General features: G+C 63.3%; 19 protein-coding genes. 5 read left to right on the forward strand and 14 right to left on the reverse strand.

The annotated features are described in order from the left end of the window. Nucleotides 1–62 precede the first annotated feature (62 nt). Entirely contained in the window at nucleotides 63–1664 is a 1602-nt protein-coding gene (locus GYK42_RS11580) for a sensor domain-containing diguanylate cyclase (RefSeq protein ID WP_166447627.1), read from the reverse strand. Nucleotides 1665–1994: 330 nt separating this feature from the next. Here GYK42_RS11580 and GYK42_RS11585 point away from each other — a divergent pair, with 330 nt between their 5' ends. Further along, nucleotides 1995–3149, forward strand: coding sequence for a sensor histidine kinase (locus tag GYK42_RS11585; RefSeq protein ID WP_092714925.1), 1155 nt, complete (start codon nucleotides 1995–1997; stop codon nucleotides 3147–3149). A gap of 47 nt (nucleotides 3150–3196) precedes the next feature. Here the strand turns inward: GYK42_RS11585 and GYK42_RS11590 are convergent, their stop codons facing one another. Next, on the reverse strand, nucleotides 3197–3439 hold the full coding sequence (locus GYK42_RS11590; protein WP_034759639.1) for a hypothetical protein: 243 nt from the start codon (nucleotides 3437–3439) through the stop codon (nucleotides 3197–3199). Between the two features lie 249 nt (nucleotides 3440–3688). Here GYK42_RS11590 and GYK42_RS11595 point away from each other — a divergent pair, with 249 nt between their 5' ends. From GYK42_RS11595 to GYK42_RS11605, 3 genes are all read left to right on the forward strand, one after another. Continuing rightward, complete coding sequence (locus GYK42_RS11595; RefSeq protein WP_166447628.1) at nucleotides 3689–4438, forward strand: hypothetical protein; 750 nt, start codon at nucleotides 3689–3691, stop codon at nucleotides 4436–4438. A 5-nt stretch (nucleotides 4439–4443) separates the two neighbouring features. Then, the gene (locus tag GYK42_RS11600; protein WP_166447629.1) at nucleotides 4444–4686 is read left to right on the forward strand and encodes an Imm32 family immunity protein; all 243 of its coding nucleotides are present in this window, start codon (nucleotides 4444–4446) and stop codon (nucleotides 4684–4686) included. Between the two features lie 119 nt (nucleotides 4687–4805). Next, nucleotides 4806–5750 (forward strand): SMP-30/gluconolactonase/LRE family protein, encoded by a 945-nt coding sequence (locus GYK42_RS11605; RefSeq protein WP_205711363.1) that lies wholly within the window; start codon nucleotides 4806–4808, stop codon nucleotides 5748–5750. 88 nt (nucleotides 5751–5838) lie between these two features. Here GYK42_RS11605 and GYK42_RS11610 read toward each other — a convergent pair whose 3' ends face one another. Further along, complete coding sequence (locus GYK42_RS11610; protein ID WP_166447630.1) at nucleotides 5839–6906, reverse strand: SDR family oxidoreductase; 1068 nt, start codon at nucleotides 6904–6906, stop codon at nucleotides 5839–5841. Nucleotides 6907–7004: 98 nt separating this feature from the next. Between GYK42_RS11610 and GYK42_RS11615 the strand changes: the two genes are divergently transcribed. Continuing rightward, nucleotides 7005–7904, forward strand: a complete 900-nt coding sequence (locus tag GYK42_RS11615; protein ID WP_166447631.1) for a LysR family transcriptional regulator — start codon at nucleotides 7005–7007, stop codon at nucleotides 7902–7904. A gap of 4 nt (nucleotides 7905–7908) precedes the next feature. Here GYK42_RS11615 and GYK42_RS11620 read toward each other — a convergent pair whose 3' ends face one another. The 11 genes from GYK42_RS11620 to GYK42_RS11670 form a co-directional block, all read right to left on the reverse strand. Next, on the reverse strand, nucleotides 7909–8862 hold the full coding sequence (locus tag GYK42_RS11620) for an ABC transporter substrate-binding protein (protein WP_166447632.1): 954 nt from the start codon (nucleotides 8860–8862) through the stop codon (nucleotides 7909–7911). 62 nt (nucleotides 8863–8924) lie between these two features. Further along, nucleotides 8925–9899: an ABC transporter permease gene (locus GYK42_RS11625; RefSeq protein ID WP_092714916.1), complete on the reverse strand. Its 975-nt coding sequence runs from the start codon at nucleotides 9897–9899 to the stop codon at nucleotides 8925–8927. Between the two features lie 20 nt (nucleotides 9900–9919). Beyond that, nucleotides 9920–11458 carry a sugar ABC transporter ATP-binding protein gene (locus GYK42_RS11630; protein ID WP_166447633.1) on the reverse strand — a complete coding sequence of 513 codons (1539 nt, stop codon included), beginning with the start codon at nucleotides 11456–11458 and terminating at the stop codon, nucleotides 9920–9922. A gap of 54 nt (nucleotides 11459–11512) precedes the next feature. Next, the gene (locus GYK42_RS11635) at nucleotides 11513–12379 is read right to left on the reverse strand and encodes a fumarylacetoacetate hydrolase family protein (protein ID WP_166447634.1); all 867 of its coding nucleotides are present in this window, start codon (nucleotides 12377–12379) and stop codon (nucleotides 11513–11515) included. A 21-nt stretch (nucleotides 12380–12400) separates the two neighbouring features. Next, entirely contained in the window at nucleotides 12401–13156 is a 756-nt protein-coding gene (locus GYK42_RS11640) for an SDR family oxidoreductase (protein ID WP_166447635.1), read from the reverse strand. Between the two features lie 97 nt (nucleotides 13157–13253). Next, nucleotides 13254–13583 carry an L-rhamnose mutarotase gene (locus GYK42_RS11645; protein ID WP_166447636.1) on the reverse strand — a complete coding sequence of 110 codons (330 nt, stop codon included), beginning with the start codon at nucleotides 13581–13583 and terminating at the stop codon, nucleotides 13254–13256. A gap of 89 nt (nucleotides 13584–13672) precedes the next feature. Beyond that, the gene (locus GYK42_RS11650) at nucleotides 13673–14503 is read right to left on the reverse strand and encodes an amidohydrolase family protein (protein ID WP_205711364.1); all 831 of its coding nucleotides are present in this window, start codon (nucleotides 14501–14503) and stop codon (nucleotides 13673–13675) included. Next, complete coding sequence (locus GYK42_RS11655) at nucleotides 14500–15519, reverse strand: aldo/keto reductase (RefSeq protein ID WP_166447637.1); 1020 nt, start codon at nucleotides 15517–15519, stop codon at nucleotides 14500–14502. The genes GYK42_RS11650 and GYK42_RS11655 overlap by 4 nt, the downstream gene beginning before the upstream one ends. 11 nt (nucleotides 15520–15530) lie before the next feature. Continuing rightward, the gene (locus GYK42_RS11660) at nucleotides 15531–16760 is read right to left on the reverse strand and encodes a UxaA family hydrolase (protein ID WP_166447638.1); all 1230 of its coding nucleotides are present in this window, start codon (nucleotides 16758–16760) and stop codon (nucleotides 15531–15533) included. Then, the gene (locus GYK42_RS11665; protein ID WP_166447639.1) at nucleotides 16757–17092 is read right to left on the reverse strand and encodes a UxaA family hydrolase; all 336 of its coding nucleotides are present in this window, start codon (nucleotides 17090–17092) and stop codon (nucleotides 16757–16759) included. The genes GYK42_RS11660 and GYK42_RS11665 overlap by 4 nt, the downstream gene beginning before the upstream one ends. Nucleotides 17093–17117: 25 nt before the next feature. Beyond that, nucleotides 17118–18035 (reverse strand): GntR family transcriptional regulator, encoded by a 918-nt coding sequence (locus tag GYK42_RS11670; RefSeq protein ID WP_166447640.1) that lies wholly within the window; start codon nucleotides 18033–18035, stop codon nucleotides 17118–17120. Between the last annotated feature and the right edge of the window lie 77 nt (nucleotides 18036–18112).

Here is an 18112-nt window from a genome sequence, read left to right on the forward strand (position 1 = left end):
GGCGCACGCGCCACCGAGAACGCAGCACAAAGCCGCCCCGGCTCATGCACCGTCAACAACGGTTATCGAAACGCCAAAGCAGTCGCGGCCTGCTCGGCACTTTTGCCAGAAGATTCATAACAAACCTGATTTCTCCCCGATGCCTTGGCCTTGTACAGTGCCTTATCAGCAAGCTCAACCAACTCGACCGGCAGGTTTTCCAGGTGCATCGGCATAAAAGCCGCCACGCCGACGCTGGCCGTCACCACGCCGAGAGGATTGCCACTATGCTCGATTCCCAGCGATTGCACGGCCTGGCGAACGCCTTCCGCCACCGCCAGTGCCCCCGGCAACTCCGTACCGGGCAATAAAACGACCATTTCCTCGCCGCCGTAGCGCGCCGCAAGGTCGCCCGGCCTGCGCATGCTGTAGCCGACCACTTTGCCGATTTTTCTCAGGCACTCGTCGCCGGCCACATGGCCATAGATATCGTTGTATTGCTTGAAGAAGTCGACATCGATCAACACCAGCCCAAGTGAGCTGTCCTCACGCTGCGCACGGCTGAACTCGGCAAGCAGCGACTGATCGAAGTGGCGCCGGTTCGCCAGCCCCGTCAATCCATCCTGGTTGGCAAGGCGGGCCAGGGTTTCATTGATCATTTCCAGTTCATTGCGCGCCTCGACCAGTCCCGCCTCGCTCTTGACCCGCAAATCGATCTGCCGCACCACGCGGTATCCGATGAAGGCGATCAGCAATACCAGCACGCCGCCCACCGCATTTTGCATCACCGCATCGACACGCCACGCCGCGAGCACTTCATCCTGCGACAGCGCGGCGGAGACCACCAGCGGGTATTCCTCGACTCTACGATAGCTATTGATACGCGTCACGCCATCGACTCGCGACTTGATCACAGCCGTCCCAACGGGACTTTTGGGCAAATAATCATGAAATAAGGGAAACTGCGAAAGATCGCGTCCCAGCAAACTTTCGTCGAACGGCCGTCTCAATAACAGAATACCGTTTCCATTTGCAATGAAAATGGCGCCTTTTTTTCCTATCGAAAAGCGCTCATAAAACAGCCTGAAATAATTCATATCGATGGTCGCCAGCGCCACGCCGCCGAAACTGCCGTCAGGCATATTGATACGCCGCGACACGGTGACTATCCAGTGTCCAGTCGATTTGCTGCGCACGGGAGGCCCGACATAGGGACCTCGATCTGCATGCGTTCGATGGTAGTTGAAGTAATCGCGATCGGAATTATTCAGATTGCTCAACAGCGTTTGCTGCGAGTTCACGAGCCAGCTGCCATCCCTGGCATAGATGAAGATGCCATGCAACTGGCGCAGCTCGGCGACACGCGTGACCAGCAACTTGTGCATGCGGGCCAGTTCAGGATCGGAAACACCGTCTGTTTGCACCCGCTCCACCAGTCCGACCAGCACCGTATCGGCTTCCTTGATGGTGTCATAGGCATGCTGCGCAACAGATTGCGCCAGGTTGGCGCTTTCGCGCCCCGCTTCATCGAGTTGCACTTCGCGGGCGCGCAAGGTCATCCATAGCTGGATCGCCAGCAGCGACAGGCATACCAGCACGACAAATGAAATGGCCAGCGGCAGCAGGGAAAAGCCACGGAAGCGTGCTCCCAGCAATCGTGGCGGCAAGCTGCGTGACCTGGTCATGGCGGCACTCCCGGATTTATATCCGGCAAAGTGTGCACCAAATAGGCGGCAACATACTCACACATCGTCACAAACACGATATAAAAAAGTCACTACCATGGCATCGATGAATCCGATTCATGCTTGCCATTGTTTGCGATACCGCAATTCCAGCCACCTGCACAGCATGAACGCAAGATTTCTTTCATGGTCAAGGGGCCGTTGGCAAGGACATGTTTGACGCCATGGCGCCGGGTTACACGTAGATAACACCCGGCACAGGGAAGCAATCCCCCATCCCCGCCTCGACAGCGTACACTGGCTCCTCTTCCATCAACGCATTGGTCCTCCGTGAAACTATCGCGCTTTATTACCGGCCATCTGGAGCCGATCCTGGAAGAGTGGGAACTCTTCGCCAGGTCGCTGCCCATTCCGGGAGCCGCCATCTCGAAAGTGGAGTTGCGCGATCATGCCAAGCAGATGCTGCAAACCATCGTGCGCGACATGGACGTCATCGAGAACGCGGCGCAGCGAAAAAAGAAATCGACCACGGGCGTATCAGAAATAACGGGCAAGGAAACGGCAGCCGCCACGCATGGCTCGCTGCGCCAGCAGATCGGCTTCACGCTGCCGCAACTGACGGCGGAATTTCGCGCGATGCGGGCCAGCGTGCTGCGCCTGTGGATGGCACAGGTGCCGGTAACGTCGAAAACGGCAACGGACGACATCTTGCGCTTCAATGAAGCGATAGACCAGGCGCTGCAGGAATCGGCCATACGCTACTCGCAGCAGAGCGACCGCACCCGCAATACCTTTCTCGCCATCCTCAGCCACGATCTGCGCAGTCCGCTGAGCACGATGACGATGGCCGGTGCGCTGCTGAGCAGGCCAAGCGCGACCTCCGCTTCCACGGTGCAGATAGGTGCGCGGGTCGCCCGCAGCGCGGCCACCATGACAACCATGGTGAACGATTTGCTGGAATTTGCCAGGACGCAGCTGGGGGGACACATGCCCATTTCACCCGCCTTGGGCGACCTGGGGGAAATCTGCAAGACGGCCGTCGAGGATGCATCGGCCGCTCACCCGCAATGCAAGTTTGAACTGAGCACCACGGGCGAGATGATTGGCGACTTCGATGCGGCCCGCCTGTCCCAGCTTTTTTCCAATTTGCTCAACAATGCCGCGCAATACCGCACCGACGACCAGCCGGTGACCATCACGGCTTTCGGCGATGCCGATACGACCGTGGTGCAAGTGAAGAATTTCGGCCGCCAGATCCCGGAAGCGTCGCTGAAAAGCATTTTCGATCCGCTGGTCCAGCTGGCCATTTCCGACGATCACAAAGCGCCCAATGCCACCAGCATCGGCCTGGGTCTGTTTATCGCGCGTGAGATCGCCAGCGCGCACGGCGGCACCATCGGCGCCGAGTCCAGCCTGGAAAGCGGCACGATATTTACCGTGCGCCTGCCCAGGGTATCGCTGAACGACAGAGGGAACGGCGGCTAGGGACTATCCCGGCAGATATCTGCGTCCCCTGCCGGGACAGGCTCGCCCTACCTGCGGTTGAGCGGCACATATTCCCCCGGCAAGCTGGCCGCTTCCAGCGCATCGGCAAAGGCCAATAAAAACTTTGCAGGCCCATGCTCGGACACGAGCAGGGAGGCGCCCTTGTGGCGCAGCAGTTTCAGCACTTCCTGCTGGTGCGCCTGGTATTCGCTGGAGTGGCCGTAAAACGTTTGATACATTTCCAGCGTTTCCATGGCCTTGGCGGCCAGGATGAATTCGGGTTTGTCCATGATGTCTCCTCGTTGTCATTGCTGCCAAAAACACGAAAAAAACCTGCAAGATGTGCGGCCCATGCCGGTCGCACTGCCTTGCGGCAACCACATCCGTATTTCCATCATACGCCTCAAGCCTGCCATTGCGCCGTCCTGCAGTGGATCTTTTTCTCTCCCGCCCGTCCGGCGCCATCCCTGCGGTGCGCACGCTAGCCGTGTGGTCCCGCGCATGGCATCATGCGCGTTGCCCATCCCTAATAACGACATATGGACCAATATCACTTCCTCGTTGGCGAATTCAAGAAAAATAGCCCCTTTATTCCCGCCACGGCCAGCGCGCAGCTGTTCGCCTGGTTCGCGCACATCGGCGAACCCGTCGAGCGTTACGGCAGCAAGACCGGCAAGGTCGTCAAGTTCTCGCTGAGAAACTACGAGAAGTCCCTGTTTGCGCCCGATGCCACCGGCATCGAGCTGTTTTCACCGCGCATCGTGCCGGCCGACGAGGCCGACGAGATCACAAACTGCGATGCGCTGGCCGTGTATGAACCGAGCGTTTCGCTGCTGCTGGCGATGCGCGCCAGCAAGTTGCCGTTACAACAGCTGTTCGACGGCGCGCAGACCATTCCTGGCCTGTTTGAACATTGCGATTATATGTACGGCTACAGCGAAACCCTGGGCTATGGCAGCGGCTACGCACGCGCCTACCGGCAGCTCGATGCGGCCCATCCGATAACCTTTGGCACGCCTTGCCCGGCAAATAACTGGGCCGCCATCAAGCGGCGCGGGCTGCAAGATGCGCACCTGCGCGATGTATATGCCATCAATGGTTTCACGCAAGCCAGACTGGATGCGCTGCCGCCAGAGCGCCGGCAAGCGCTGCGCGGTGCGATGCAAGCCCATGGCCGCTGCGAAGAACATGCCGGCTGGATCTTCTGGTACCTGCAGCCCGGGGAACTGGAGACGGCCCGCGCCGTACTGAACACGCATGCCATGCTCGGTGCGTACATCAACAATTGATATCCATGAACCCACACCTTTCCCTGCACTGCTATCTGCAAGACGCGCCGTCCGAACGTCCGCAACGCTGCTCCGACGTGACCATCCAGGCCGACCCGGCCACCCTGCGCGCCATCGCCCATTTTCTGCTGGCCAGCGCGGACACCTTCGATCAGGCGCAAGAGCGCGCCGGCATGCACGCCCATCTGCAAGACGAGTGGGACGGCTGGCAGGACGACTTCCCCGACCTGGTCGTCGTGGCGGCCTAGCCAGGCGCCCCGGCTGGCAGGACGACTTCCCCGACCTGGTCGTCGTGGCGGCCTAGCCAGGCGCCCCGGCTGGCGCGCGTCGGGTAACATACGCCACCTTTGCCATACAGAGAACACCGATGCACCAATCCCGATATGCCCTGCCGTCGCTGCGCACGGCCGTAATGGCCGCCGCGCTGGCCAGCCTGTCCGCCTGCGCCAGCCAGCCCGCGCACGAGGCGCTGTTCCTCGCCACCACGCTCACGCCTGCGCATTCCTTCACCAAGGGCATCGAAGGCCCGGCCGTGGATGCGGATGGCAATATCTATGCCGTCAACTTTGCGCGCCAGCAAACAATCGGCAAGGTCAGCCCCGGCGGCGCCGGCGAGGTGTACCTGACCCTGCCCGGCACCAGCATCGCCAACGGCATCCGCTTCGGCAGCCGGGGCCAGATGTATCTGGCCGACTACATGGAACACACGATCTACCTGGTCGACCCGGCCACGCGCGCGCTGACCATCCACGCGCGCGAGCCGCGCATGACGCAGCCGAACGACATCGCCATCACGGCCGACGACGTGCTGTATGCGAGCGACCCGAACTGGAAGGAAAACACGGGCCGCGTGTGGCGCATCGCGACCGACGGCACGGTGACCCTGGCGCTCGACACCATGGGCACGGCCAACGGCATCGAGGTCAGCCCCGACGGCAAGATTTTGTACGTGAATGAAAGCGTGCAGCGCAATATCTGGATGTACGACATCGCCGCTGACGGCAGCCTGAGCGGCAAGCGATTGCTGATCAAGTTCGACGATTTCGGCATGGACGGCATGCGCGTGGACGTGGACGGCAACCTGTACGTGACGCGCTACGGCAAGGGCACGGTGGTCAAATTGTCGCCGCAAGGGCGCATCCTGCGCGAAATCAGCGTGCCCGGTGCCAAGCCCAGCAACATCACCTTCGGCGGCCCCGATGGCCGCACGGCCTACGTGACGGAAGTGGTGCAGGGACGGCTGCTGCAGTTTCGCGTCGACCGCCCGGGCCTCGAATGGCAGCGGGCGCAAGAGCGGCGCAAGCCCGAATAGCGTGTGGGGATGTCGGCTTACCACGATGGCCCGGTAGGTCGGCTTAGCCGGAACGGCGTAAGCCGACAACATGGTTAGCGCGACCGGGTCAGCGGGGAATGACGCGCTCCGCCTTCAGCCTGTCGAACAGATTGACGAAGGCATCCTGCGTATCCTGGTAGTTGAGAAAGCCCGCCTTGCGGCTCTTGCCCATGTCCGTCATCACTTCCATCGGCCGCCCCAGGTCCGCATCCGTATGCCACCAGGAAGCAAGGCGGCTGATGTCCGCCTCCACCAGGCCATGCTGCTCGGCGATGGCGCGCCACTGCGCAGGCGCATCCTGCATGCGGCCGGCCAGCGGTGCCATAACCTCCGGCAGATCCGCCGCCTCGACGCCGAAGTAGGCGGCCAGGCGCGGCCACAGCCACTTCCAGCGGAACACGTCGCCGTTGACGATATTGAAGTCCTCGTTGCGCGCGGCGGGGCTGTCGGCCGCCCACGCCAGGTGGCGCGCGATCTGGCCCGCGTCCGTCATGTCGGAGAGGCCGTGCCATTGCGCGGGCGAGCCCGGAAAGACGAAGGGCTGGCCGCTGGCCTTGCACAAATTCGCATACACGGCCAGGGTCAGGCCCATGTTCATGGCATTGCCCAGCGCGTAGCCAATGATGGTGTGCGGGCGGTGCACGCTCCACGTAAAACCGTGCCGCGCGGCCGCGTCGAACAGCCGGTCTTCCTGCTCATAATAAAAATTCTCGACGTCCTGGCGACCCTGCTCTTCGCGGAACGGCGTGACGGGCACGCTGCCCTTGCCATAGGCGTCGAACGGCCCCAGGTAATGCTTGAGACCAGTGACCAGCGCAGCATGGCGCAAGTGGCCGGTGGGGCCCAGCGCGGCCAGCACATTGGCGACCATGGCGCCATTGACGCGGATGTTTTCCCGCTCGTTTTCCTGGCGTGCCCAGGCCGTGAAGAAGACGTGGCTGGCGTCCAGGCCAGCTAGCGCGGCGGCGACGGCAGTGCCATCCGTCGCGTCGAGCCGCAGGGCCGCGCAGCCGGCAGGCACGAGGGTGCGGCCGCGCGAGACGCCCGTCACCTGCCAGCCCTGCGCCAGCAAGTGCGTGGCCAGGTTACTGCCGATAACGCCGCTGGCGCCGATAATCAATGCGTGCTTGTTCATGGATGCTCCAGTGCCTGTGTAAAAAGCCATGATATAGCGGACAGGAATTCTTATCTGCGATAGTATTTCACCTTATTCGTGAAAAATATTCTGCAATCATGTCCGAACATTTGAAAGGCATCGCGCCCTTTCTTGCCACCGCCGACGCCGGCAGTTTCACCAAAGCTGCCGCGCGGCTGCACCTGAGCAGCTCGGCCGTGAGCAAGAGCGTGGCGCGACTGGAAGCGCGCCTGGGCGTGATTCTGTTCGAGCGCAGCACGCGGCGTTTGCAGTTGAGCAGCGCCGGGCATGCTTATTACGCCACCTGCAAGCGCGTGCTGCAGGAACTGGTCGATGCGGAAAACGTGCTGGCCGAGCAAGATGGGGAACTGGCAGGCAAGGTGCGCATCGGCGTGCCCGCTTCGTATGGCCGCATGCGCGTGATGCCGGCGCTGATTGCACTGTGCGAAAAGTATCCGCAGCTGCAGCCGTCGATCAGCTTCAGCGACCGCTTTGCCGACCTGTTCGAAGAGCGCATCGATATCGCCGTGCGCATCGGCGCGCCGGGCAGCTGGCCTCCAACGCTGGGACAGATGCCCTTGGGCGAAGAGCGCCTGATCTTTTGCGCGGCGCCCGCCTACCTGGCGCGGCGCGGCACGCCGCTCGCCATCGCGGACCTCGATGGCCACGACTGCATCGCCTACGGCCGCGGCGACGGCACGGCGGCGCCATGGCTGTCTGCCGGCGAGGACGGAGTGCAACGGAGGGCCGTCCATCCGCGCCTGACCGTGGGGGACGCCGAAGCGCAGACGGCCGCCGTGCTGGCCGGCCTGGGCATCGCGCAGCAGGCGACCTGGCTGGTGCACGAGCACCTGGCCAGCGGCGCCATCGTCGAAGTACTGCCGGCCTGCGCCACGCCAGGCTTGCCGCTCTCGCTGGCCTGGCCGCTGGCGCGCCAGCTCACCGCCAAGACGGGCACGCTGCTCAAGGAATTGAAGCAGCGCCTGACGATCAGCTGATCACTCAATACAAAACGTTCTTCGCTTCCGGCAGGTCGACATTGGCCTTGGTGACAATCACCACGCCCGTGTTGACGAACGGTGCGACCTTCTTGCCTTCGATCAGGCTGACGAGGGTTTTCACGCCCAGCGCGCCCATCGAGTACGAACCCTGCACGGCGGTCGCATACAGGGTGCCGTCCTTGACGAAGTTTTTCAGGTCTTCATTGCCGTCGAAGCCCACGGCGATCACCTTGCCGGCCTTGCCCGCCTGCGCGATGGCGCGGCCCATGCCCACGGCCGTCGGCTCATTGGCGCCGAAGATGCCCTTCAGGTCCGGATTCGAGGCCAGCACGTCGGTCGTCTGGTTCAGCGCCGTGGCCATCTGCGACTGCGAGTAATACGTGCCGACGATCTGCAGCTGCGAGTTCTTTTCGATATAGCGCTTGAAGCCGCCCACCCTGCCCGTCTCGGAACCGGCGCCCGCCACGTACGACATCACGGCGATCTTGCCCGTCTTGCCCACTTGCGAGATCAGCGCCTTGGCGCTTTGCTCGCCGGCCGCTTCATTGTCGGTCGACAGGAAGGACTGGTAATAGCGCTTGCCGCTGTCGGCCACCAGGGAATCGATCAGCACGACGGGAATCTTCGCCTCCCACGCTTTTTTCAGCGCCGGCACCAGCGCGTCCGGGTCCGAGGCGGCCAGCACGATGCCAGCCACCTTGCGCGTGACGGCGTTTTCCACCATGCTGACCTGATCGGCGATGGCCGATTCCGAGGCCGGTCCCTGGAAGGTCAGGCTGTAGCCCTTGGCGTCTGCCGCGCTGGCCGTGGCGCCTTTTTTTACGTTTTGCCAGTAGTTGGAATTGGTCGTCTTGACGATCACGGCGATTTCGCCCGGGGCGGCGAAGGCGGCGCTGGAGCTCAGGGCAAATGCTGCGGTCAACAGACCCAGCGACATGGCTTTGATGGTGTTCATTGTCGTCCTCATTTAATAATTATAGATTTGGTGGATTGACTTCATGCGTGCTGCTTGCTGCTTCAGGCGCGGTTGCGCTTCTGATCGATCCAGACGGTCAGCAAGATGACCAGTCCGATAATGATTTGCTGGATAAAGCTCGATACCCCGTTCATGTTCAAGCCGTTGCGCAGGATGCCGATGACGAAGGAGCCGATGACGGTACCGGAAATGGTGCCGATGCCGCCGATCAGCGAAGCGCCGCCGATCACGGCGCTGGCGATCGCATCAAGTTCGTACATCACGCCTTCGTTCGGCTGCGCCGTCACCAGGCGCGACATCAGCACGCAGCCCGTCAGGCCCGACAAGGCGCCGGACAGGGTGTACACGAGCAGGGTCACGCGGCCCACCTTCACGCCCGACAGGCGCGCCGCTTCCGCATTCGAGCCCACGGCATAGATATGCCGGCCAAAGGTGGTGCGACTGAGCATGATGGAGACGGCCACGGCGATCACCACCATCAACACCACCGGATACGGAATGCCGGGAAACACGACTTCGGGAAAGGTGCCGCCCGTGTCGCGCTCGATGCGCCACAACACGCCGTTACCGAGTTCGCCGAACGATTCGCCCAGGCCGGAAATGGCGCGCGCGCCCGTCACCTGCAGCGCCAGGCCACGTGCGATCAGCATCATGCCCAAGGTGGCGATGAAGGGCGGCAGCTTCAGTTGCGTGATGCAAAAGCCGTTGACGGCGCCACACATGGCGCCCACCACGACGCCGCCCAGCATGGCGGCCGGCACGGGCACGCCGCTTTTCACCAGCAGCGCGGCGGCCACGCCGGCCAGCGCCAGCACGGAGCCGGAACTCAAGTCAATGCCGCCCGTGATGATGACGCAGGTGGCGGCAATGCCCAGGTAGGCGATCGACGTCACTTGCAAGGCCACGCTCATGCCGTTGCTGACGGAGAAAAAGGCGTTGCTGGTCAGCGAAAACACGAGCAGCAACAGCGACAGGCTGCCCAGCGCGGCGAATTTTTGTATCAGTTCTTTATTCATTTTCTTGTGGCTTTCTGATGTTAATGCATTGCTGCCTGGCGGCCCGATGCGAGCTGCATGATCTCTTCCTGCGACGACTCGCGCGTGTTGACGATGCCGCTGATGCGCCCTTCATGAAACACGGCCACCCGGTCCGTCATGCCCATGATCTCGGGCAGCTCGGACGTGATCAGCACCACGCCGATGCCTTCCGACGCCAGCTTGTCGAGCAGCTGGTAGATGGCGAACTTGGCGCCCACGTCGATGCCGCGCGTGGGTTCGTCGAAGAAGATGATTTTCGATTCGCGGTACAGCCATTTGCTGATGACGATCTTTTGCTGGTTGCCGCCCGACAGATTGCGCGCGATCTGCTTCGACGTCGGCGTCTTGATGCCCAGCGTCGCAATGTACTGCTGCGCCACCGCCTCTTCCCTGGCGAAGTCGATGAAGCCGAAACGGTTCGCCAGCCCCGATACATTCGTCAAGGTGAGATTGGCCGCCACCGACATGCGGATCGCCAGCCCGTGGCTCTTGCGGTCTTCCGACAGGTAGGCGATGCCGTGGCCGATGGCGTCGATGGGGCTGTCGATCGTCACCGCCACGTCGCCCAGGTGGATGGCGCCGCTGGTAAGCGGATCGGCGCCGAAGATGGCGCGCGCCACTTCCGTGCGCCCCGCCCCCATCAGGCCGGAAAAGCCGAGGATTTCACCGCGCCGCAAATCAAAGCTCAGCGGGCCGAAGACATCCTTGCGGTGCAAATCGGTCACGCGCAGCAGCACGTCAGCCGTTGGCTTTGATACGCGGTCGGGGAATTTTTCATCGAGGGTGCGGCCCACCATCTTCGCCACGATGGCGTCCAGGCTCGTGCTGGCAAAATCGTCGGTGCAGACGAATTTACCGTCGCGCAGCACCGTCACTCTGTCGATGATGTGCTGCATCTCTTCGAGCCGGTGCGAAATGTAGACCACGCTCACGCCGTTGCGCTTGAGTTCATTGATGATGTCGAACAGCTGGCCTGTCTCGCTTTCCGTCAGCGACGACGTGGGCTCGTCCATGATCAGCACTTCCGTATTGAGCGACAGCGCCTTGGCGATTTCCACCATTTGCTGCTGCGCGCAGGACAGGTTTTTCACCAACTGGCGCGGGTCGATGCGCAGCTTCAACCGGTCCAGCAGCGCCTGCGCATCGGCGCGCATTTTCTTGCGGTCGATGAAGATGCCGCGCACCGGTTCGCGTGCGAGAAAAATATTCTCGGCCACGCTCAGGTGCGGGATCAGGTTCAGTTCCTGGTGGATGATGGCGATGCCGGCCGCCTCCGCATCCACGCTGCAGGAAAAACTGCACACCTTGCCCTTGTAGACGAGTTCTCCCTCGTCGGCCTGGTACACGCCGCTCATCACCTTCATCAGGGTGGACTTGCCGGCGCCGTTTTCGCCGCACAGCGCATGCGCTTCGCCGCGGCGCAAACTGAAACTGACGTTGTCCAGCGCCAGCACGCCGGGAAAGCGCTTGCTGACCTTGTTCAGCGCCAGTATCTCTTCGGATTGATTCATGGTGTGTCTCCTCCACTCCGCTGCCATAGGCCGGCGCGCCGATGTCTGAGCATCTTGGCGGCGCGCCGGTCTGCTACTGGTTTAACCGTCGATCAGTTCCGGATTCCAGGCATGCACGGTCTGCCGCTGTTCACCAAGTCCGCTGATCCCCAGGCGCATGGTGTCGCCCGGCTTCAGATACACGGCCGATGGCTTCTGCCCCATGCCCACGCCCGGCGGCGTGCCGGTGCTGATGATGTCGCCCGGGTACAAGGTCATGAAGCGGCTGATGTAGCTGACCAGATTGGCCACGCCGAAGACCATGGTTCTGGTATTGCCATCCTGGACGCGCTTGCCGTTCACTTCCAGCCACAGGCCCAGGTTTTGCGGGTCCGCCACTTCGTCGCTTGTGACCAGCCAGGGGCCGATCGGGCCGAAGGTGTCGCAGCCCTTGCCCTTGTCCCACTGGCCGCCGCGTTCAAGCTGGTATTCGCGTTCGGACAAATCGTTCACCACGCAGTAGCCAGCCACGTGCGACAGCGCATCGGCTTCGCTCACATAGCGCGCGGTGGTGCCGATCACCACGCCCAGTTCCACTTCCCAGTCGCTTTTCTTCGAATCCTGCGGCATCACCACGGCGTCGTTGGCGCCGATGATGGCGCTGGTCGCTTTCATGAACAGCACCGGTTCAGCCGGCACGGCCATACCCGATTCGGCAGCATGGTCGGCATAGTTCAAGCCCACGCACAAAAACTTGCCCACGCCCTTCCACGGCGGCGCGATGCGGCCAGGATTCGCCACCACCGGCAGGCTGGCGATATCGAGGGCGGCCAGGGTCGCCAGGCCATCCTTGCCCAAGGTCGCGCCCGTGATATCGGGCAGTACGCCGGACAGGTCGCGCACGGCGCCGTCAGCATCGATCAGTGCAGGTTTTTCAGCGCCCTTGGCGCCATAACGCATCAGTTTCATGTGTGTCTCTCGTTGTTGTAATTAATTTGACCAACCGCCATCGATGACGTGGACCATACCGGTGGTGAAGGCGGATTCGTCGGAAGCCAGGTAGACGGCCAGGGCGGCGATTTCCTCTGCCCTGCCCACTCTGCCCATCGGCTGGCGGGCGACAAACGCCGCCAGCACTTCATCGATGCTCACGCCCGTCGCTGCCGCCTGGGCCGCAATGCGTTCCTTCAGCGACGGCGACTCGATGGTGCCGGGGCAGATCGCATTGCAGCGGATGCCGCGCGTGACGAAGTCCGCCGCCACCGATTTGGTCATGCCCACCACGGCCGCCTTCGAGGTGCCGTAGATAAAGCGGTTCGGCGCGCCCTTCACGCTCGACGCCACCGACGACATATTGACGATGGAGCCGGCGCCCCTGGCCAGCATGCCGGGCAGGACGGCGCGCATCAGCCGGTACATGGAGCGCGCGTTGATGTCGAAGGAACGGTCCCAGGCCGCATCGTCACAGTCGAGGATGGTGCCGCCATCGACGAAGCCGGCGCAATTGAACAGGATATCGACGGGGCCGATCTCGTCGGCCAGCGCGGTGATGGCGGCGCCATCGGTCACGTCGAGCCGGCGGATGGCGCAGCCCGTCGCCTCTTTCAACGCGTCGAGCTGGGCCTGGTTGATATCGGTGGCGATCACGGTGGCGCCTTCGCGCACGAACGCTTCGGCCGTGGCCCGGCCGATGCCCTGGCCGGCGGCGGTGAGCAGGGCGATTTTGCCTTGTAGTCTGGCGGTCATTTTTTGTCTCCTGGTTTTATATTTTTTAACCCAACACCTTAACGGCTGGGGTCAGACGGGGACGCCGAGTTCCGGCGGGTCTGACCCCGGATTTTTGCTAACTCACGTGGAAGACCTGTTCCATCATCGCCCAGTGCTCACCCTCGGCGCGCGAAGCCAGGGGTTCCTGGCACGGTGCGCAAAAAGTCCACCAGCGCTGCGTTTCCGGGTCGGCGGCAATGGCCGCCATGTCGGCTGAAAAATCCTCGCCGTGGTATTCCCAGTAGCCGAACAGCAGGTTTTCCGGCTCGCGCAGGAAGATCGAATAATTGCGGACATGCGCGGCCGCCAGCCTTGCCAGCACCTGCGGCCAGACGTCGGCGTGCAGGGCTTTGTATTCAACGATGTGGTCCGGCGCGATGCCGATGACCATGCCCATTCTTTGCATTGCGACTCCTTTTTGTTGGCATCGCGGTGATCCGTAGGTTGGCTTAGACGGCCTTGGCCGACGTAAGCCAACAAGCGCACCACCAGCGTTTAATCAAAACCATAAAACCGGCAGGCATTGCGTCCGAAAATATCGTCCCTATCCTCTTGCCCCAGATGCGCCAGCAACGCCTCGCTGGCGGCCAGCCACGCCGCATAGCCGCCGGCCAGGTTCACCACGGGCCAGTCGCTGCCCCAGATCACGCGCCGGGGGCCGAACACGTCCAGCACATATGCGGCATAAGGGCGCAGGTCGTCCACGTTCCAGCCGGGCCGCGCTTCCGTCACCAGCCCGGACAGCTTGCAGTGCACGTTCGGCAGCGCGGCCAGCAGCGCCATGTCTGCACGCCAGGTGCCGAAGCCGGCATCGGCGATCGGCGGCTTGGCCGCATGGTCGATCACGATGGGGAGCAGCGGATAGTCGCGGGCACAATGCAGCAGCGCGGGCAAGTGGCGCGGCAGCACCAGCGCGTCCAGCCGCAAGCCGTGTTCCACCATGGCGGCCAGGGCTGGCGCCAGCGCGGGATTGGCGATCCACTGATCGTCGTCGATATCCTGCAGCATGGGCCGCAAGCCTTTGAGCTTGCCGTGCGACGCCAGACGGGCGATAGTGGCCGGCGCGTCAGGCGCCAGCAGATCGGTCCAGCCCACGACGGCCCGAATAAAGCTGTTCTGTTCCGCCAGCGCCAGCAGGTAGTCGGTATCGGCAGCCGACGGCAGCGACTGCACCAGCACGGTGCCGGCGATGCCGTGCGCGGCCAGCAGCGGCGCCAGGTCGGCGGGCGCAAAATCGCGGTGGATGGCGGCCAGCGATGGCGGTGGCCAGCTGCCGGTGCGCGCCGCCAGTTGCCAGAAGTGCTGGTGGGCGTCGATGCGCATCATGCGGCCACTCCCGCAGGCAGCGGTGCGCGCGCATCGATCAAGTCCGCGTCCCGCAGCGCCAGCCACAGGGCGTCAGGCAGCGGCGTGGCGAACCAGTCCAGGTTTTGCCGCAGCTGCGCCACGTCCTCGCCGCCCGGAATGCAGGACACCACGGCCGGATGGGCGAGCGGAAACTGCAGGGCCGCGGCCTGCAGCGGCACGCCGAATTCACGGCAGACGGCGTCCAGGCGCGCCACGCGCTGGAGTATCGCGGCTGGTGCATCGGCGTAGTTGAACTTGCCGTTCCCGGCCAGCACGCCCGAGTTGAACGGGCCGCCAATCACGATGGCGTTGCCGCGTTCCACGCAGGCGTCCAGCAATGGCGACAGCGAAGCCTGCTCCAGCAAGGTATAGCGGCCGGCCAGCAAGGTGCAATCGAGATCGAATTCCGCCATTGCCCGCAGCACGATTTCGCATTCGTTGACGCCGAGGCCTACGGCTTTCACCTGGCCGCTGGCGCGCAATTGGTCCAGCGCGCGAAAACCGCCGCCGGCCGTCAGCTGGCGCCAGTAGTGCTGATCCTGTTCGCCATGCGTGGCCTTGCCGATATCGTGCACGAACAGGATATCGATGCGCTCGAGTCCCAGCCGCTGCAGGCTGTCCTCGTGCGAACGCAGCACGCCGTCATACGTGTAGTCGTAATGGGGGCGGAACGGCAGCGGCGCGGCAAAGCCGTCGTCGCCGGGGCGCACGGAGGCATCGGGCCGCATCAGCCGTCCCACCTTGGTGCTGACAACAAAATGTTCGCGGGGCCGCTCGCGCAGCGCCGCACCGAGACGGCGTTCGGACTGGGTATAGCCATAGAACGGCGCCGTATCGAAGAAACGCACGCCGGCATCCCAGGCGCCATCGAGCGTGGCGCGCGCCTGCGCGTCGCTGACGGGCTGGTACAAGCCGCCTACCGGGGCGCAACCCATGCCGATGCAGGGCAGCGACAGGCCGCCACGCGGCAGGGTGCGCAATTGTGTGACATCCATGAACCCGGTCCTCAAGCAGCGCGCAAGGGGAAACAGCCTGGCCCCACCGCGTCGAATTGTTTATAGGTGAGCACGAATTCCTGGTGGCCCAGGTCTTCCGAGCGGCTCAGTTCTCCGTTGGCGACGTTCAGCACCGCGGCGACGATTTCCGCGCCTACTTCTTCCAGGGTGGCTTCGCCCGTGAGGATCTTGCCGGCATTGATATCCATGTCGTCGGCCAGGCGCTCGAAGGTTTGCGGATTGGCGCACACCTTGATGACGGGCGAAATCGCCGAGCCGACGACGGAACCGCGTCCGGTCGTGAACAAGGTGATATGGGCGCCGCAGGAAATGAGTTCGACGATTTCCGCGTTGTCCGACACGTTCGGGAAACCGAAGCGCGGCTCGCCGTCCGGCACCACGTCGAGCAGGTACAGGCCGCCGCCGGCCGGCTGGTCGCCCGGCTTCAAAATGCCGACGATGGGCGAGGAACCGCTCTTGGCGTAGGCGCCCAGCGACTTTTCTTCCTGCGTGGTGAGGCCGCCATCGGCGTTGCCCGGCGAGAAACTGCCATGGCCCATGATGGTGTAGTAGCGCGCCGCCTTGGCCACGGTTTCGACGATGGCATTGCCCAGGTCCGGACTGACGGCGCGCCGCTGCATGTGGTATTCGCAGCCCACCAGTTCGCCCGTCTCTTCGAAGATGCAGGGGCTGCCGGCCGCGATCAGGGTGTCGAACGCCACGCCGACGGCCGGGTTGGCGCTGATGCCGCTGGTGCTGTCGGAGCCGCCGCAGATGGTGGCCACCACCAGTTCGTCGATCCCCATCGGCACACGTACCTGCTGCGCCAGGTGTTCCAGCGCCCAGCCGATCCACTCGACGCCGCTGCTCACGCTGGGGCGGGTGCCGCTGTTTTCCTGGATGGTAATCGTGTGCACGGGACGGTCGCTGTCGGCCACGGCGCTGGAGAGGCCATATTTGTTGAAACCTTCGCAGCCCAGGGACACCAGCAGCACGGCGCCCACGTTCGGGTGCGTCAGCAGGCGGCGCATCACCTGGTCCGCGTATTCGTTGGGGAAGCAGCCCGTAAAGCCGATCAGGTGCACGGGCTGGCCGGGAAAGGCGTTGACCATCAGGCGCGCCACGTGGTGCGCGCATTCGACCATATAGGCCACCACCACGATATTGCGGATGCCCTTGCGGCCATCGGCGCGCAGATAGCCCGAGAGGGCCGAGGCCGGTGTCGTTACGGGAGCGTTCATGCTTGGTCGTCCTTGTCCAGGAAATGGTGGCCGTCCTGGCCCAGGGTAAACGTGGGGATGTAATCGCTTGCCAGGTTGTGCGTATGGATATGCTCGCCGATGGCGACGGGGGCCGTGATGCTGCCGATCAGGGCGCCGTAGCGCAGCACCTTGTCGCCCACGGCCAGCGCGCGGCGCGCCACCTTGTGGCCGATCTGGATGTTTTGCGCCAGGATGACGGGCACGCCGTCGATGGCGACCACGTCGCCGCAGGCCAATTCCGTCCTGGCGATCAGGCAGTTATCCTCGGGCGACATCAGCAGCAGGCTGCTAGGCTGGGAAGCGAGGCTCATGGCGCGCCCTCCCCGGCAAAGACGGCTAGGCGCCCGGCTGGCTCAGTTTTTCCCGCGTGCCGATCGACGACAGCATGGTGCTGCGCGAGGAATCGAGGTGCGAGCGCATGGCACCGAGCGCCTTCGGCACGTCGTGCTCGGCCAGCGCGCGCAGGATCGCCAAATGCTCCTGCAGCGCGTACTGGTTGCGGCCCTTTTCCTCGCCCTTGTCCCACTGGTAGTGATAGTGGAACACGAACGAGACGATATCGTAGAAACCCTGCGCGAAGCGGTTGTTCAAGAGGCCGATCAGGAAGGTGTGGAACTCGCGGTCCAGCGCCGGAAACGCATTGTGGCGCGTGTCTATCCTGGCGGCCAGCTTCTCGTGCTGCTTGATCAGCCGCGCCAGTTCCGCATACGCCGGATCGCCATGCGGCAGGCGCGCAAACTGCTCCACGGCCGCCATCTCGAACATGCGCCGCATGTCCGCCAGCTCGGTGGCGAACGAGCGGTCGAACGCGCACAGGCGCCAGCCGCCGCGCGGCTTCTTTTCGATCAGGCCGAAGCGCGAAAAGCCGATCAGGAATTCGCGCACGCTGACGGTACTGGCGCCCGCCTCGCGCGCCAGCTCCGCTTCCGAAAACTCCGCGCCGGGCGGCATGTCGCGCTGGTACACGCGTTCCATCAGCACTTGCTGGATGCGCTCCGCCCCCGACTGCAATTCGGAGATATCGAAGTAGTCGCCCGGTATGGGTTTGCGCAGCAGGCGCCGGTCCGCCGGACTGGCGATCAGCCGCCGCGTCGACAGATACGCGATCGCGCTGCGGATGGCAGTACGGCTGCCCTGGCAGATCGTGGTCAGGAACTGCTCCGTCGGCAGCATCTCGCCCACTGCGACATTCTCGGCGAGAAATTGCAACAGCAGATTGGTACTGCGCTTGAAGACGGTGGCGGGTTTGGACATGGATGAATGAACGCGCTATGCCAGCGAAAGGGAAAGTGGATGAGTGGGCCATTTTAGTCGATATCGGATTGGATCGG

The sequence above is a fragment of the Janthinobacterium lividum genome, assembly GCF_011601275.1.
Taxonomy (GTDB): domain Bacteria; phylum Pseudomonadota; class Gammaproteobacteria; order Burkholderiales; family Burkholderiaceae_D; genus Janthinobacterium; species Janthinobacterium lividum_E.

Bases quoted from the DNA above. Each gene is read 5' to 3' on its own strand.
- GYK42_RS11630 (WP_166447633.1), bottom strand. From the start codon at position 11,458: ATGGCAGCGGAGTGGAGGAGACACACCATGAATCAATCCGAAGAGATA.
- GYK42_RS11605 (WP_205711363.1), top strand. From the start codon at position 4,806: ATGCACCAATCCCGATATGCCCTGCCGTCGCTGCGCACGGCCGTAATG.
- GYK42_RS11670 (WP_166447640.1), bottom strand. From the start codon at position 18,035: ATGTCCAAACCCGCCACCGTCTTCAAGCGCAGTACCAATCTGCTGTTG.
- GYK42_RS11655 (WP_166447637.1), bottom strand. From the start codon at position 15,519: ATGGATGTCACACAATTGCGCACCCTGCCGCGTGGCGGCCTGTCGCTG.
- GYK42_RS11580 (WP_166447627.1), bottom strand. From the start codon at position 1,664: ATGACCAGGTCACGCAGCTTGCCGCCACGATTGCTGGGAGCACGCTTC.
- GYK42_RS11665 (WP_166447639.1), bottom strand. From the start codon at position 17,092: ATGAGCCTCGCTTCCCAGCCTAGCAGCCTGCTGCTGATGTCGCCCGAG.
- GYK42_RS11625 (WP_092714916.1), bottom strand. From the start codon at position 9,899: ATGAATAAAGAACTGATACAAAAATTCGCCGCGCTGGGCAGCCTGTCG.
- GYK42_RS11635 (WP_166447634.1), bottom strand. From the start codon at position 12,379: ATGAAACTGATGCGTTATGGCGCCAAGGGCGCTGAAAAACCTGCACTG.
- GYK42_RS11600 (WP_166447629.1), top strand. From the start codon at position 4,444: ATGAACCCACACCTTTCCCTGCACTGCTATCTGCAAGACGCGCCGTCC.
- GYK42_RS11595 (WP_166447628.1), top strand. From the start codon at position 3,689: ATGGACCAATATCACTTCCTCGTTGGCGAATTCAAGAAAAATAGCCCC.
- GYK42_RS11650 (WP_205711364.1), bottom strand. From the start codon at position 14,503: ATGATGCGCATCGACGCCCACCAGCACTTCTGGCAACTGGCGGCGCGC.
- GYK42_RS11590 (WP_034759639.1), bottom strand. From the start codon at position 3,439: ATGGACAAACCCGAATTCATCCTGGCCGCCAAGGCCATGGAAACGCTG.
- GYK42_RS11660 (WP_166447638.1), bottom strand. From the start codon at position 16,760: ATGAACGCTCCCGTAACGACACCGGCCTCGGCCCTCTCGGGCTATCTG.
- GYK42_RS11615 (WP_166447631.1), top strand. From the start codon at position 7,005: ATGTCCGAACATTTGAAAGGCATCGCGCCCTTTCTTGCCACCGCCGAC.
- GYK42_RS11620 (WP_166447632.1), bottom strand. From the start codon at position 8,862: ATGAACACCATCAAAGCCATGTCGCTGGGTCTGTTGACCGCAGCATTT.
- GYK42_RS11610 (WP_166447630.1), bottom strand. From the start codon at position 6,906: ATGAACAAGCACGCATTGATTATCGGCGCCAGCGGCGTTATCGGCAGT.
- GYK42_RS11645 (WP_166447636.1), bottom strand. From the start codon at position 13,583: ATGCAAAGAATGGGCATGGTCATCGGCATCGCGCCGGACCACATCGTT.
- GYK42_RS11640 (WP_166447635.1), bottom strand. From the start codon at position 13,156: ATGACCGCCAGACTACAAGGCAAAATCGCCCTGCTCACCGCCGCCGGC.